Origin of the sequence: Bacillus sp. FJAT-27445 (assembly GCF_001510665.1) — a bacterium.
In the GTDB taxonomy this organism is placed as follows: domain Bacteria; phylum Bacillota; class Bacilli; order Bacillales; family Cytobacillaceae; genus Bacillus_D.
In genome coordinates, this window is sequence record NZ_LMTI01000001.1 from 118,255 (window position 1) to 132,158 (window position 13,904).

Annotated in this window: 12 protein-coding genes; 11 read left to right on the forward strand and 1 reads right to left on the reverse strand. The window is 47.5% G+C overall.

All coding sequences use genetic code 11. The features are described 5' to 3' along the window. Positions 1 to 79: 79 nt before the first annotated feature. The 4 genes from AR337_RS00625 to pyrE are packed head-to-tail and all read left to right on the forward strand — an operon-like array spanning position 80 to position 3,105. A complete protein-coding gene (locus tag AR337_RS00625) occupies positions 80 to 856 on the forward strand; it encodes a dihydroorotate dehydrogenase electron transfer subunit (protein ID WP_059170076.1) in 777 nt (258 codons plus the stop codon). Then, on the forward strand, positions 853 to 1,794 hold the full coding sequence (locus tag AR337_RS00630) for a dihydroorotate dehydrogenase (RefSeq protein ID WP_059170077.1): 942 nt from the start codon (positions 853 to 855) through the stop codon (positions 1,792 to 1,794). The genes AR337_RS00625 and AR337_RS00630 overlap by 4 nt, the downstream gene beginning before the upstream one ends. Then, positions 1,763 to 2,482, forward strand: a complete 720-nt coding sequence (gene pyrF, locus AR337_RS00635) for an orotidine-5'-phosphate decarboxylase (RefSeq protein ID WP_059170078.1) — start codon at positions 1,763 to 1,765, stop codon at positions 2,480 to 2,482. Before AR337_RS00630 ends, pyrF begins: the two co-directional genes overlap by 32 nt. Further along, complete coding sequence (gene pyrE, locus AR337_RS00640; RefSeq protein ID WP_059170079.1) at positions 2,479 to 3,105, forward strand: orotate phosphoribosyltransferase; 627 nt, start codon at positions 2,479 to 2,481, stop codon at positions 3,103 to 3,105. Before pyrF ends, pyrE begins: the two co-directional genes overlap by 4 nt. 53 nt (positions 3,106 to 3,158) lie before the next feature. Here the strand turns inward: pyrE and AR337_RS00645 are convergent, their stop codons facing one another. Next, positions 3,159 to 4,874, reverse strand: coding sequence for an NFACT family protein (locus AR337_RS00645; RefSeq protein ID WP_059170080.1), 1,716 nt, complete (start codon positions 4,872 to 4,874; stop codon positions 3,159 to 3,161). A gap of 178 nt (positions 4,875 to 5,052) precedes the next feature. On the opposite strand from AR337_RS00645, the gene AR337_RS00650 reads away from it, so the two are divergent. The 7 genes from AR337_RS00650 (at position 5,053) to priA (ending at position 13,770) form a co-directional block, all read left to right on the forward strand. Next, on the forward strand, positions 5,053 to 7,734 hold the full coding sequence (locus AR337_RS00650; protein ID WP_059170081.1) for a cation-translocating P-type ATPase: 2,682 nt from the start codon (positions 5,053 to 5,055) through the stop codon (positions 7,732 to 7,734). A gap of 97 nt (positions 7,735 to 7,831) precedes the next feature. Beyond that, positions 7,832 to 8,707 (forward strand): YicC/YloC family endoribonuclease, encoded by an 876-nt coding sequence (locus tag AR337_RS00655; RefSeq protein ID WP_059170082.1) that lies wholly within the window; start codon positions 7,832 to 7,834, stop codon positions 8,705 to 8,707. Positions 8,708 to 8,767: 60 nt separating this feature from the next. Further along, entirely contained in the window at positions 8,768 to 9,031 is a 264-nt protein-coding gene (gene remA, locus AR337_RS00660) for an extracellular matrix/biofilm regulator RemA (protein ID WP_059170083.1), read from the forward strand. Between the two features lie 10 nt (positions 9,032 to 9,041). Continuing rightward, the gene (gene gmk, locus AR337_RS00665) at positions 9,042 to 9,656 is read left to right on the forward strand and encodes a guanylate kinase (RefSeq protein ID WP_059170084.1); all 615 of its coding nucleotides are present in this window, start codon (positions 9,042 to 9,044) and stop codon (positions 9,654 to 9,656) included. Then, a complete protein-coding gene (rpoZ, locus tag AR337_RS00670) occupies positions 9,657 to 9,875 on the forward strand; it encodes a DNA-directed RNA polymerase subunit omega (RefSeq protein WP_059170085.1) in 219 nt (72 codons plus the stop codon). It abuts the gene before it with no gap. Between the two features lie 275 nt (positions 9,876 to 10,150). Further along, the gene (gene coaBC / locus AR337_RS00675) at positions 10,151 to 11,359 is read left to right on the forward strand and encodes a bifunctional phosphopantothenoylcysteine decarboxylase/phosphopantothenate--cysteine ligase CoaBC (protein ID WP_059170086.1); all 1,209 of its coding nucleotides are present in this window, start codon (positions 10,151 to 10,153) and stop codon (positions 11,357 to 11,359) included. Continuing rightward, positions 11,356 to 13,770, forward strand: a complete 2,415-nt coding sequence (gene priA, locus AR337_RS00680; protein WP_059170087.1) for a primosomal protein N' — start codon at positions 11,356 to 11,358, stop codon at positions 13,768 to 13,770. The genes coaBC and priA overlap by 4 nt, the downstream gene beginning before the upstream one ends. Positions 13,771 to 13,904: the final 134 nt, after the last annotated feature.

Below are 13,904 nucleotides of genomic sequence, written 5' to 3' on the forward strand. Positions count from 1 at the left end.
CGAGCTGTTTTGCTAGTATGCCTTTCCACACAGATAAGGAGCATGCAGTTCGCATTGGTTTCGGGAAGGACGTGTTGAAGTGATTACGAAGGAATTATGCAGGGTAGTTGACCAGGCTGAAATAGCGGAATCAATTTTTAGGCTAACCGTTGAGGGAGATGCAGCGATGACCGCGGTGCCGGGGCAGTTTGTCCATATCAAGACAGGCGGACCGGCCGGCCCACTTTTAAGGAGGCCAATCAGTATTTGTTCAATCGATAGGGGAAACAGCCAATTTACGATGCTGTACCGCGCCGAGGGGCAGGGAACCTCCTTGTTATCTCAAGCAGGAAAGGGGATGACAATTGATATTCTCGGTCCTCTCGGAAACGGTTTTCCCATCGAAGAGACTGAGCCTGAAAGTACAGCCCTGCTTGTAGGCGGAGGGATTGGCGTACCACCACTTTATGAACTTTCCCGCCAGCTTACACAAAGAGGAGTCAACGTCATACACGTTCTTGGTTTCCAAACGTCATCGGTTGTTTTCTATGAAAATGAGTTTTCACTTTTAGGAAGGACATATATTGCAACAGTAGATGGTTCACATGGGGAAAAAGGCTTCGTAACAGATGTCATAGCCTCTAGGAAGTTAGAGTTTGATAGTATTTTTGCGTGCGGTCCGGTTCCGATGCTAAAGGCTTTGGAGGCTGGATTTCCGGATAAGAAAGTGTTCCTTTCACTTGAGGAACGGATGGGATGCGGCATTGGCGCATGTTTCGCCTGTGTCTGCAGGGTACAGGGCGACCTCCTTGGCCATGCCTATAAGAAGGTTTGCAGTGACGGTCCGGTTTTCCGTGCTGGGGAGGTAGTATTATGAACAGACTTGATATAACTTTGCCGGGATTGAGCCTGAAAAATCCAGTTATGCCCGCTTCCGGCTGCTTCGGTTTTGGCAGGGAGTTTAGCCAGCTATATGATTTGGACGTACTTGGAGCGATTATGATTAAGGCCGCAACCGGCAAGCCGCGGTTCGGAAATCCGACGCCAAGGGTGGCTGAAACACCTTCTGGGATGCTTAACGCAATCGGCCTCCAAAACCCCGGCTATCAGGAAATTATCGCAACGGAACTTCCCTGGCTGGAACAATTCAACGTTCCGATTATTGCAAATATCGCCGGCTCTACCGAAGAAGAATATATCGAAGTGGCAAGGCATATTTCAAAGGCTGCGAATGTCCGTGCCCTAGAATTGAATGTATCGTGCCCAAATGTGAAGGAAGGCGGGATTGCCTTTGGGACTGACCCTGCCGTTTTAAAGGAATTGACGAAAAAAATAAAGAATGTTTCTGCAGTTCCTGTATATGTGAAACTTTCGCCCAATGTTACTAATATTGTGGAGATTGCCCTTGCCGCGGAAGCTGGGGGCGCGGACGGCCTGACGATGATCAATACCTTGCTTGGAATGAGAATCGATTTGAAAACGGCTAAGCCCGTACTGGCGAATAGAACTGGCGGGCTCTCGGGGCCAGCTGTCAAACCAGTTGCCTTAAGGATGGTTTATGAAGTAAGCCAGAAAACAAATTTGCCGATCATTGGCATGGGAGGCATCCAGTCTGCCGCTGATGCTATTGAGTTTTTTTACGCGGGAGCAAGTGCAGTCGCGGTTGGAACAGCCAACTTCACTGACCCGTTTATCTGTCCGCAGATTATAGAAGAACTGCCTGAATTACTAGATAAATTGGGGTATGAACATATCCTCGAATGCAGGGGAAGGAGCTGGAACAATGCAGGACAACCCGCTTATCATCGCGCTTGATTTTGGGGACATGGCTGAGGTTGAGAGGTTTCTGGATCCTTTTACAGGCCATAACCTCTTTTTGAAAGTCGGTATGGAATTATTTTATAAAGAAGGTCCTAGGACTGTTCATACATTGAAGGAAAGGGGCCATCGCGTTTTTCTGGACCTGAAGCTCCATGATATTCCGAACACCGTCATGAGTGCGATGAGGTCGCTTTCAAGCCTCGGCTGCGACCTGGTCACAGTCCATGCAGCCGGCGGAAAATCAATGATGGAAGCTGCGATGGAAGGGCTTGAGGCCGGCACTCCTGCCGGAGAATCGCGCCCAGCCTGTGTTGCTGTCACCCAACTGACGAGTACTGAAGAAGCGAGGATGCAGGCAGAACAGCTTATTCAAGTTTCCCTTGAGGAGTCGGTGTTTCATTACGCATCACTGGCCCGATCATCCGGTCTCGATGGGGTCGTATGCTCTGCATTGGAAGCGGGGGGAATCCGGGAAAGGCTTGGAAATGAATTTTTGACAGTGACTCCGGGAATCAGGATGGGCACCGACAGCCACCAGGATCAAAAGCGAGTCGCAACCCCAGAAAAGGCTAGGGAAACAGGAATCTCCGCTATCGTTGTCGGAAGGCCGATCATAAGGGCGCAAAAGCCAGTCGAAGCTTATGAAACATGGATGAATGCGTGGAAAGGAGCAGCAAGATGAGCAAAACGATTGCCGAACACCTTTTAGATATCAATGCTGTAACATTAAGGCCCCAGGAGCCATTCACATGGACATCGGGTATTAAATCACCAATTTACTGTGATAATAGGCTTACTTTATCCTATCCGCAAGTACGAAAAGAGATTGCAAAAGGGCTTGTTTCATTAATACATAATCATTTCCCTGAAACGGAAGTTATTGCAGGGACAGCGACTGCGGGAATTCCCCATGCCGCTTGGGTAAGTGACGAAATGGAATTGCCAATGTGCTATGTCCGCAGCAGTGCCAAAGGGCATGGCAAAGGCAATCAAATTGAAGGAAAAGTAAACGAAGGCCAGAAGGTGGTCATTATCGAGGATCTCATTTCAACTGGAGGAAGTGTGATCACAGCAGCCCAAGCGCTTAAAGAAGCTGGAGCGGAAGTTTTGGGAGTGGTTGCGATCTTCACCTATGGCCTTGAGAAAGGGAAGAAAAAGCTTGAAGAGGCCGGCCTTCAAACATATACAATTACCGATTTTCCGGAGCTCGCCAAAAATGCTGCCGAGAAAGGCTATATTAAAGAAGAGGAGCTCGGCATGTTAATGGACTGGTACAGGAACCCGAATGAATGGAAACAATCATGAAAAGGAAACCCGGCCTGAATTGAAGGCCGGGCTTTTATATTTTTATAATTTTCCTATTCTTTTTTCTTTAGTGCCAACACCATTTCCTCATCAGGGGTGACATAGGCGGTTTTCTGGTTATCGTATATCACAAACCCCGGTTTAGCGCCATTGGGTTTTTTTACATGCCGAACCTGGGTATAATCGACCGGCACAGATCCGGAACTCCTCGCCTTGGAGAAATAGGCTGCCAGCACTGCGGCTTCATGAATCGTTTCTTCCGATGGTTCCTTGCTTCTGATAACAACATGGGACCCCGGGATATCCTTCGTATGAAGCCAGATTTCATCTCGGCCCGCAAGCTTTGAAGTCAGGTAATCATTCTGTTTATTGTTCTTGCCGACCAAAATTTCTGTTCCGTCAGAGGAAGCATATCTATCGAATACAGGCTTCCAAACCGTTTGCTTTTTCCCGCTCTTTTTTGCGCGCTGCCTGATGTAGCCCCCTTCGGCAAGCTCTTCCCTGATCTCTTCTATATCCCTAGGTGAAGCGGATTCCAGCTGTTGAAGGAGGCTGTCGAAGTAGGCTGCTTCTTTTGCTGCTTTTTCAATTTGTTCCTTTACAGCCAGAACTGCATTCTTGGCTTTTTGGTACCGTGAAAAATATTTCTGCGCGTTTTCCGACGGTGTTTTTAGCGGGTCGAGCGGAATCACAGCCGTCCCGCCGTTTTCATCATAATAGTCGAGAACTTCTATTTCCTTCATCCCTTTTTTTGCAGCATGCATATTCGCTGTAAGAAGTTCTCCAAATCTCTGGTATTCTTCTGCCTTCTCGGCGTCCTTCAGGGTTTTCTCCAGTTTTTCAATCTTCTTTTCATTCTTTTCCTTTTCGTTTGCGATGAACCGATCGAGGTCGCCCGCCTTCTGTTTGACCCTATCCCGTTCCGCCTTACCAAAATAATATCGTTCCAGCATTTCGCTTAAGGAATTGAAGGTGCGTGTTTCTCCCTTTAAATGAAGGAGAGGGAAAAGATAAAAAGCCTCCTTATTTGAGCCAGCTGTAATCGAGGGTTCCAGTTCCCCATCGCGAAGCCGGCGAATCATTGATAGGAACGTTTTAGGCAGGGTCGTCCTGTTTGCAAGTCCGCTTATATAAACTGCTTCCTTTGAAAAAAGCGGCGATAATCCTGAAAAAGCGGCGACGAGCTGCTTATCAAGCTTCCCGCTGTTGAAATCAATTGCCCTTATGACATCCTCTTCCGTTGCCGAGAAGGGATCCAGTTTATTTTGTTCAGGAGGATAGATATAGGGCTGCCCAGGGAGAATGGCCCGGTGGGTATTGACGGCGAACGAAACATGTTTAATGCTGTCCAAAATCATTTCCCTGCTTTTATCAATAAGAATGATATTGCTGTGTTTCCCCATAATCTCCACAATCAGCTGCTTGTAGCTAATATCACCTATTTCATTTCTCCCCTTGATTTCAAATATCAGGATTCTGTCGTTGCCGGATTGGTATACCTTTTCAAGAATATACCCTTCAATATGTTTTCTAAGGAGCATACAGAACATAGGGGGGTCGCTCGGGTTCTCGTGGGTTTCACCTGTAAGCTGGACCCTTGCGTAACTCGGATGTGCGGACAGAAGCAGGCGAAGGTTTTTTCCATTCGCCCTTATTACCAGAATAATTTCATTTTTAAACGGCTGCTGTACTTTATTGATCCTGCCCCCTGTGAGGGTTTTGGCAAGCTCACTAGCCATAGCTTTTGTAAATAATCCATCAAATGACATTGGAAATACCTGCTCTTTCAATTTAGTTTTCGGATAATTTGATGCATCGCAGGACAGTGTGGCGATTGCACCTTCTATTTTAGCATTTTTTTGGACGAGTCTGAATAAGCTTACTTGAGAGTATGGAATGCCGGCAAGGCGTTCTTTGAAAAATCAAAGGGGGAAGTGTGATGGCCGGATGAAGTTCCATGAGATGAATGCAAGCCAGGTGGAAGAGACACTGAATACTGACTTTTCGTCTGGATTGTCCATGGATGAAGCAGCGAAAAGGATAAAAATCCACGGTTATAACGAGCTCGACGAAGGGGAAAAACAATCAGCGATTCTGTTGTTCCTTAGCCAGTTCAAGGATTTCATGGTCCTTGTCCTGTTGGCCGCAACCCTTATTTCGGGCCTGCTGGGCGAATATATCGATGCCATCGCGATCATTATGATTGTCCTAATCAATGGCTGCCTGGGCTTTTTTCAGGAGAGAAAAGCTGAAAAGTCATTGCAGGCATTAAAGGAATTATCCGCCCCCCAAATCCAGGTGCTCCGTGGTGGAATGTGGCATAAAATCCCCTCCCGGGAAGCTGTGCCTGGGGATGTGGTCAAATTCTCTAGCGGTGACAGGATAGGAGCAGATGTCCGGATTATTGAGGCGAAGAGCTTGGAAATTGAGGAATCGGCCCTTACAGGGGAATCTGTTCCAGTATCTAAGGAATCGGGTATACTAATGGCGCCTAACCCTGGGCTAGGCGATTTAGAAAATATTGCTTTTATGGGCACCATGGTAACGCGGGGAAGCGGTATGGGCACAATCATCGCTACCGGGATGAAAACCGCCATGGGTCAAATAGCGGACTTGCTGCAAAACGCTGAAACAGCTGAAACCCCATTGCAAAGAAGGCTCACCCAGCTTGGAAAAATTTTGATTACGGTGGCGCTCGGCCTGACGCTCTTAGTTGTAGTAATCGGCCTTTTCCAAGGCCATGGACTGTACGAAATGGTTCTCGCGGGAGTTTCACTTGCGGTCGCGGCAATCCCCGAGGGTCTACCGGCCATTGTTACGGTTGCCCTATCGCTTGGCGTCCAGAAGATGATTAAGAACAACGCAATCGTCAGAAAGCTGCCAGCCGTTGAGACACTAGGCTGTGCTTCAGTCATTTGTTCGGACAAGACCGGGACAATGACTCAAAACAAAATGACTGTTACACATTTGTGGAGCAGCGGGAAAAGCTGGACGGTCGATGGAATCGGCTATCAGCCTGAAGGAAGATTTTATGGGGAAAATCAACAGCCAATTCAGATTAGGAATGAAAAAGAGCTGCAGCAGATGCTCCTGTTCGGGATGCTATGCAACCACTCCGAATTGGCGATGAAGAATGATGAACTGGTACTTGATGGCGATCCGACGGAAGGTGCTCTCCTGGTCAGTGCGATGAAAGCTGGTTATGAAAGGAAAAATCTTCTCGAGGAATACAAAATCATCAATGAATTCCCCTTTGATTCGTCCCGAAAAATGATGAGCATTGTCATCCAGGATAGGCAGGGGAGATGCTTTATTGTTACAAAAGGCGCTCCCGACGTCCTGATTGGGTTAAGCAACAACATCCTGATGGACCAAAAAACCCAAGCCATGGCAGGGCCAGCAAAGCAAGAAGTTCTCCGGGCGGTTGAAGGCCTTGCATCCAGGGCATTAAGGACAATTGCAATAGCTTACAAACCCGTTCCCGCAGGAAGAGTGATACTCAACGAGCGGGAGGCAGAAAAAGACCTAACGTTCATTGGCGTACAGGGGATGATTGATCCTCCTCGTCCGGAGGTTAAGGAGGCAGTCCGTGAATGCCGTGAGGCGGGGATAAAAACGATTATGATTACAGGTGACCATGTAATCACTGCTAAAGCAATCGCCGCCCAGCTTGGCATATTTTCGGCGAATAGCAGGGTCATAGATGGTAAGGCACTTTCGGGCATGACCGTTGATGAGCTTGAAGAGGTAGTGGAGGATGTATCTGTATTTGCGCGCGTATCCCCGGAACATAAATTAAAAATAGTCAAGGCATTGCAGAACAGGGGCCATATTGTGGCGATGACCGGTGACGGTGTGAATGATGCGCCGGCGATTAAAGCTGCCGATATTGGGATTGCCATGGGCATAACCGGGACGGATGTTGCCAAGGAGGCTTCTGCTCTTGTCCTTCTGGATGATAACTTCGCAACAATCAAATCGGCAATAAAAGAAGGCAGGAATATTTACGAGAATATAAGAAAGTTCATCCGATACCTGCTTGCATCGAACGTAGGAGAAATCCTTGTTATGCTTTTTGCGATGATTCTCGGGCTTCCCCTTCCGCTCGTTCCAATTCAAATACTATGGGTGAATCTAGTGACAGACGGTTTGCCGGCGATGGCTCTTGGATTGGACAAACCGGAGGAAAATGTCATGAAACGAAAACCAAGGAGTCCGAGGGAAGGAGTTTTCGCACGAGGGCTTGGCTGGAAGGTCGTATCCAGGGGATTCCTGATTGGAACAGTTACATTAATCGCCTTTATGGCTATTTACAATCGGCACCCGGAGCAGCTTGACTATGCACGTACAGTTGCGTTCGCAACACTTGTACTGGCACAGCTAATCCATGTTTTTGACTGCCGCAGCGAAATCTCTGTTCTTTCAAGAAATCCGTTTGGCAATAAATATCTTGTTTGGTCAGTCGTTTCATCAGCCGCCCTGATGGTTGCGGTTATTTACTACCCTCCTCTTCAGCCGGTTTTCCATACCGTTTCGATTGAAATGAGGGACTGGCTGCTCATTGGCGGTTTATCAGCAATTCCAACTTTTTTGCTCGCGGGAACATTTTTGGCAAGAAAAACAAAATGAGGTATGATATAATCACAAAGGTAGTAGAGACGGCTCTATTGCCTTTTCTTTATGGAATCCAATTGGCCGGCTCGATAGTGAAAAGGATGTGCGTTTTATGGTTGTAAGCATGACTGGTTTTGGAAGCAGTAAAAAAGAAACCGGAACCTTTTCTGTAAATGTTGAAGTCAAAACGGTAAATCATCGATTTTGCGAATTTAGTTTCCGGATGCCGCGCTATTTACTTAAGGCTGAAGATAAGTTCAAAAAGGCTCTTGGACGGCATATACGCAGGGGCCGAGCCGAGGTGCATATCGCTGTCGAAGGTGAAGGGCCAATGGAAAGGATCCTTCGCGTCGACTGGGATTTGTTGGACGGGTATTATCGTTTTCTGTCCGAAGCCGGTACCAAGTACGGCTTTGATTCAACCGAAGCTTTCAAACATGTACTTGGGCGTGAGGAATTTGTACATATAGAGGAACGTGAGTCAGCAAATGAAGATCTTGAGGCAGCCATCCTGGAAGCCCTCGAGGATGCAGGTGCATTGGTAAAGCACATGCGGCTTTCCGAAGGATCAGCTTTGCAGGAGGATTTGTCCAAACATTTAGCCTCGTTCCACAGAATAACCAATGAGTTGGATGAATACGCCCCCAGCGTACTCCAGCAATACAGGGATCGCCTCGAAAAAAGGATGTTTGAACTCCTTGATGGGGAGGCGGATGAAGCAAGGCTCCTAGCGGAGGTAGCACTGTTCGCCGATAAATCGGATATTCACGAAGAACTTGCCAGGATGAAAAGCCACATTAGCCAATTTCATGCGATAATGGATGAAGATGGCCCCATTGGGAGGAAACTGGACTTCCTCGTTCAAGAAATGAACCGCGAAGTGAACACGGTTGGTTCAAAATCAAACGATTCGCGTATTTCCGAACGGGTAGTCGAGATGAAAAGCTTGCTGGAGAAGCTGAAGGAACAGATACAGAACATTGAGTAGGCATCGTTTAGAAAGAATCCGGCGGGGCATAATTATAAAATTGATGACTGGAGAATCGGCATGCACATTAAATTGATCAATATTGGCTTCGGGAACATCGTATCCGCAAACCGGATCATTTCAATTGTCAGTCCCGAATCCGCCCCAATAAAGAGGATCATCCAGGATGCCCGCGACCGCGGTTCGCTGATTGATGCTACATATGGGAGAAGGACAAGGGCGGTTATTGTAATGGATAGCGACCATGTCATTTTATCGGCGGTCCAGCCGGAAACAGTTGCCGGCAGGCTCTCGGACCGTGAAGATATTTCGGATGAAGGGTAGGATAAGCTAAATGCAGGAAAAAGGATTGCTCATTGTGCTTTCGGGGCCATCAGGCGTGGGAAAGGGTACGGTAAGGAAAGAGATTTTTTCCCAGCCAGATACCTCTTTTGAATATTCCATTTCGATGACAACCAGGAAGCCCCGTGAAGGGGAAGTCCATGGGGTAGATTATTTCTTTAAAAAAAGGGAAGAGTTTGAGGAACTGATATCCCAAGGCAAGCTGCTTGAATATGCTGAATATGTCGGGAATTATTATGGAACTCCTGTTGATTATGTAAGGGAAACCCTAGATTCAGGGAAGGACGTATTCCTTGAGATTGAAGTGAAGGGCGCCAGACAGGTAAGGGAAAAATTCCCTGAGGGGTTGTTCATCTTCCTGATGCCGCCGAGCCTTTCGGAGTTGAAGAACCGAATTGTAACACGTGGGACAGAAACAGAGGACCTGATTCATAACCGTATGTTGACGGCACGCGAAGAGATTGAAATGATGCATCTCTATGATTATGTTGTCGAGAATGATCAGATCGAGCTAGCCTGTGACCGCATTAAGGCCATCGTCACAGCGGAACATTGCCGCCGTGAACGGGTGGAACAGCGGTACATTAAATTACTGGAGGCGGAATAATTGTTATATCCATCTATTGATTCACTATTGAATAAAATTGATTCCAAGTACTCACTAGTTTCAGTTGCTGCTAAAAGGGCAAGATACATGCAGCAACATGGCGGCGCGCGCCTTGAAAAATACGTTTCCCATAAATTTGTCGGGAAGGCTCTAGAAGAAATCTACGGCGGCCAGCTTTCATACAGGGTTGCGAAAAGGTCGGAAACGTCAGAAGAATAGTAAGCAGGCTAGGACCAAAAGTAGAGTGTACCTGGTATTTAAAAAACCAATATTACCCTAAAAAATGAGGCATGGCATTGGATAAAACAGCGTCAGCCTCTTTCTTTTTGCACCCAATGGCATATGGACCAAAGGGAAACAGGTGAACTATATGAAAAAACAAGCGCCTTTAAAAGGGCGCTTGTCTTTTTAGGAAACCAAACGTGAAAAATCCACTGAATTCCTTCATAATGGAATAAACAATACTGATCCAGTAAAGGTCGGAGGAATGCCAAATGCTCAAAGAAAAAAAAATCCTGCTTTGCGTCACCGGAGGCATTGCTGTATATAAAGCCGCGGCACTGACAAGCAAGCTTGTGCAGGCTGGTGCACAAGTAAAAGTAATCATGAGTGAATCAGCCGCGAAATTTGTTGCACCTTTAACCTTCCAGGCTTTATCCAGGAATGATGTATATACGGATACATTTGATGAGAAGATTCCGGGCGCGATTGCCCATATTGACCTGGCGGATTGGCCGGATTTAGTCATTTGCGCTCCCGCTACCGCAAATACGATCGGCAAATTGGCTGCCGGAATCGCCGACAATATGGTCACTACTACTTTATTGGCAACCGAAGCCCCCGTATGGATAGCGCCTGCGATGAATGTCCATATGTATGGGCATCCAGCTGTAAAAAGGAACATTGAAACGCTGTATAGCTTTGGCTACAGGTTTATAGAGCCAGGGGAAGGTTTTCTTGCCTGCGGATATGTCGGAAAAGGCAGGCTTGAAGAACCGGAAAGGATTGTTGAACTGGCCAGCTGCTTTTTTAAAAGGGAAAAAGGGAGCCTGGCTGGAAAAACGGTCCTTATCACTGCCGGGCCGACAAGAGAACGAATTGATCCGGTCCGATTCATTTCAAACGACTCGAGCGGTAAAATGGGGTATGCGCTCGCGGAGGCAGCCGTCATGGAAGGCGCGCGTGTTGTCCTTGTCTCGGGTCCGGTCGCAATTGAACCGCCAAAAGGCGCTGAAGTGATTAAGGTAGAGAGCGCGGCGGATATGTATGATGCTGTCCTCCGCTATTTTGATGCAGCGGATATTGTAATAAAATCAGCTGCGGTTTCGGACTACCGCCCAAAAACAACCTATACGCATAAGGTCAAGAAGCAGCCTGGAGACGATACGCTTGAGCTCGAAAGGACACAGGATATCCTGATGGAGCTCGGAAAGAGAAAAACGAGCCAGGTACTGATTGGTTTTGCTGCTGAAACAAATAATCTTGAGGAATATGCGAAAAAGAAGCTGTCAGCCAAAAATGCCGATATGATTGTTGCAAACAATGTAACAGTAAGTGGAGCAGGTTTTGGAACGGATACCAATATCGTAACGATGTTCCGCCGTGATGGAACATCCGAACGCCTCCCGCTTATGGCAAAGCGCGAGGTGGCGAGAAGAATATTAAGGGAAGCATCTATTCTGGCGGGGGAGGCCGGAAAATGAATATTGCTAGCGTAATCGTGGATGTGCCTGCGAAACAGACGGACAAGCCTTTTGACTACCAAATCCCCGATAAATGGCTAGGTATGATTGTACCGGGCATGAGGGTCATCGTGCCTTTTGGGCCTAGGCGGGTACAGGGTTTTGTTATTGGCTTAAAGGAACATTCGGATTTTAAGAAGCTTAGGGAAATTCAGGAACCAATGGATTTGATGCCGGTTTTGAACAATGAACTCCTTAGCCTTGGAAACTGGCTAACTGATAAAACGCTCAGTTTTAAAATATCCGCCTTCCAGGCAATGCTCCCTGCTGCCTTGAAAGCGAAATATGACAAAAAAGTAAAGCTCGCCCCTGGAACTAGCATCGATGAATTGCCGGAAAGCCTCCGCCATTACTTTGATGGCAATATGGCCATCGGCTGGGAGGATGCCGTAAAGGGCGGGCTTGTTACGGTCCTACAGAAAGAAGCGGCAGCCGGAAGGGTTGAAGTCCTATATGAGGTCCGCGAAAGGCTCGGTAAAAAACATCTGAAATATGTATTTCCGCTTATTGGATCGGAACAGCTGAAATCAGCGCTCGATGAAATATCCGGCAGGGCTGTAAAGCAGAAGGAATTGCTGGACTATTTTATCAATCATCCTGAGCCGGTGGAGGCGAGGAAGCTGTCGTCGGAATTGGGATTTTCCGCATCAGCCATTAAAGGACTGGTTAGCCGGGGCTTACTTGGGGAAAAGGATTTGGAGGTTTACCGTGATCCTTATGAAAACCGGGAGTTTCCAAAAACAAATCCACTCGACCTGACTCCAGCCCAAAGTACAGCGATTGCCCCGGTGCGTGCAGCAATATCGGAGGAACGGCATGAGGTATTCTTGCTCTATGGAGTCACAGGCAGCGGAAAAACGGAAATCTATTTGCAATCGATTCAGGATGTTATTAAAAGGGGCAAGGAAGCAATTGTCCTAGTTCCTGAAATTTCACTTACCCCGCAAATGGTGGAACGGTTTAAAGGACGGTTCGGTGCGGAAGTCGCCGTCCTGCACAGCGGGCTTTCAGCAGGTGAAAAATACGATGAATGGCGGAAAATCCAGCGGCGCGAGGTAAAGGTAGCCGTTGGGGCCAGGTCCGCTATTTTCGCTCCATTTGAAAATCTTGGGATTATCATTATTGATGAAGAGCATGAAACGAGCTATAAGCAGGAGGAAATGCCGCGCTATCATGCAAGGGACGCTGCAATCGAGCGAGGCGGGAAACACAATTGCCCTATCATACTTGGAAGCGCCACCCCTTCCTTAGAATCCTTCGCCAGGGCGCAAAAAGGCGTTTATTCCCTTCTCACACTGCCGGACAGGATGAATTACCAGCCGATGCCGGAAGTGGAAATCGTCGACATGAGGGAAGAACTTCGGTCGGGCAACAGGTCCATGTTTTCAAGGAAGCTTTTTGAAAAGTTGGAAGATAGGCTTGAGAAAAAGGAACAAATCGTCCTTTTCCTTAACAAGCGGGGACACTCCTCATTTGTCATGTGCCGGGATTGCGGGTATGTAGTAGGATGCCCGCACTGTGATATTTCGTTAACGTACCATAAGAGAAATGAGCAAATGAAATGCCATTACTGTGGATATGAATCGCATGTCCCGCTCCAGTGCCCGGAATGCCTGAGTGAGCACATCCGCTACTTTGGAACGGGAACACAAAAGGTCGAAGAAGAACTAGGCAAGCTCCTCCCCCATGCTCGGGTAGTTCGGATGGATATGGATACAACCGGCAGGAAGGGGTCGCATGAAAGGCTGCTGAAGGAATTTTCGGAAGGAAGGGCGGACATCCTCCTTGGAACACAAATGATTGCAAAGGGCCTCGATTTTCCGAATATAACCCTTGTTGGCGTCCTTTCTGCTGATACGATGCTCCACCTGCCCGACTTTCGCTCGGCGGAAAAAACCTTCCAGCTATTGACCCAGGTCAGCGGAAGGGCCGGGCGCCATGAGCTTCTCGGCGAGGTGGTCATCCAGACGTATACCCCTGACCATTACAGCATAGAACTTGCGGGAACCCAGAATTATGATTTATTTTACCAAAGAGAAATGATGGCGAGAAAGGTTCATAAATACCCGCCGTTTTATTATCTTGCCCTTGTCACTGTCAGCCATGATCAACTGATGAAGGCTGTATCGGTCACAGAGCAAATCACCTCGTTTCTAAGGGCGAGGGTTTCCGAGGACGCTGTCGTTTTAGGGCCAGTCGCATCGCCGATACCGCGCATCAATGATCGCTACCGCTATCAATGCCTCGTAAAATATAAACGTGAGCCGTCCCTCGCGGAAAACCTGAAACAGGTACTCGACCGGTATCAAAAAGAAGAGGGAGCCGGAGGGCTACAGGTATCGGTTGACATCAATCCGTATTTGTTAATGTAAAGATTTTTTTAAAAAAAGCGGGAACCTCTCCACCCGAGAGAAGCTTTGGCATAAAGGCCATGGGATTACTCGCTTCCTTTTTTGGAAAAAGTAATAAAAAGTGGTTCTTCGCCGTACGTGTTGGTTTATTATTA

Coding starts and splice junctions, on each gene's coding strand:
- AR337_RS00650 (WP_059170081.1), top strand. CDS start 5,053: ATGAAGTTCCATGAGATGAATGCAAGCCAGGTGGAAGAGACACTGAAT.
- pyrF (WP_059170078.1), top strand. CDS start 1,763: ATGCAGGACAACCCGCTTATCATCGCGCTTGATTTTGGGGACATGGCT.
- pyrE (WP_059170079.1), top strand. CDS start 2,479: ATGAGCAAAACGATTGCCGAACACCTTTTAGATATCAATGCTGTAACA.
- AR337_RS00655 (WP_059170082.1), top strand. CDS start 7,832: ATGGTTGTAAGCATGACTGGTTTTGGAAGCAGTAAAAAAGAAACCGGA.
- AR337_RS00645 (WP_059170080.1), bottom strand. CDS start 4,874: ATGTCATTTGATGGATTATTTACAAAAGCTATGGCTAGTGAGCTTGCC.
- remA (WP_059170083.1), top strand. CDS start 8,768: ATGCACATTAAATTGATCAATATTGGCTTCGGGAACATCGTATCCGCA.
- gmk (WP_059170084.1), top strand. CDS start 9,042: ATGCAGGAAAAAGGATTGCTCATTGTGCTTTCGGGGCCATCAGGCGTG.
- priA (WP_059170087.1), top strand. CDS start 11,356: ATGAATATTGCTAGCGTAATCGTGGATGTGCCTGCGAAACAGACGGAC.
- AR337_RS00630 (WP_059170077.1), top strand. CDS start 853: ATGAACAGACTTGATATAACTTTGCCGGGATTGAGCCTGAAAAATCCA.
- coaBC (WP_059170086.1), top strand. CDS start 10,151: ATGCTCAAAGAAAAAAAAATCCTGCTTTGCGTCACCGGAGGCATTGCT.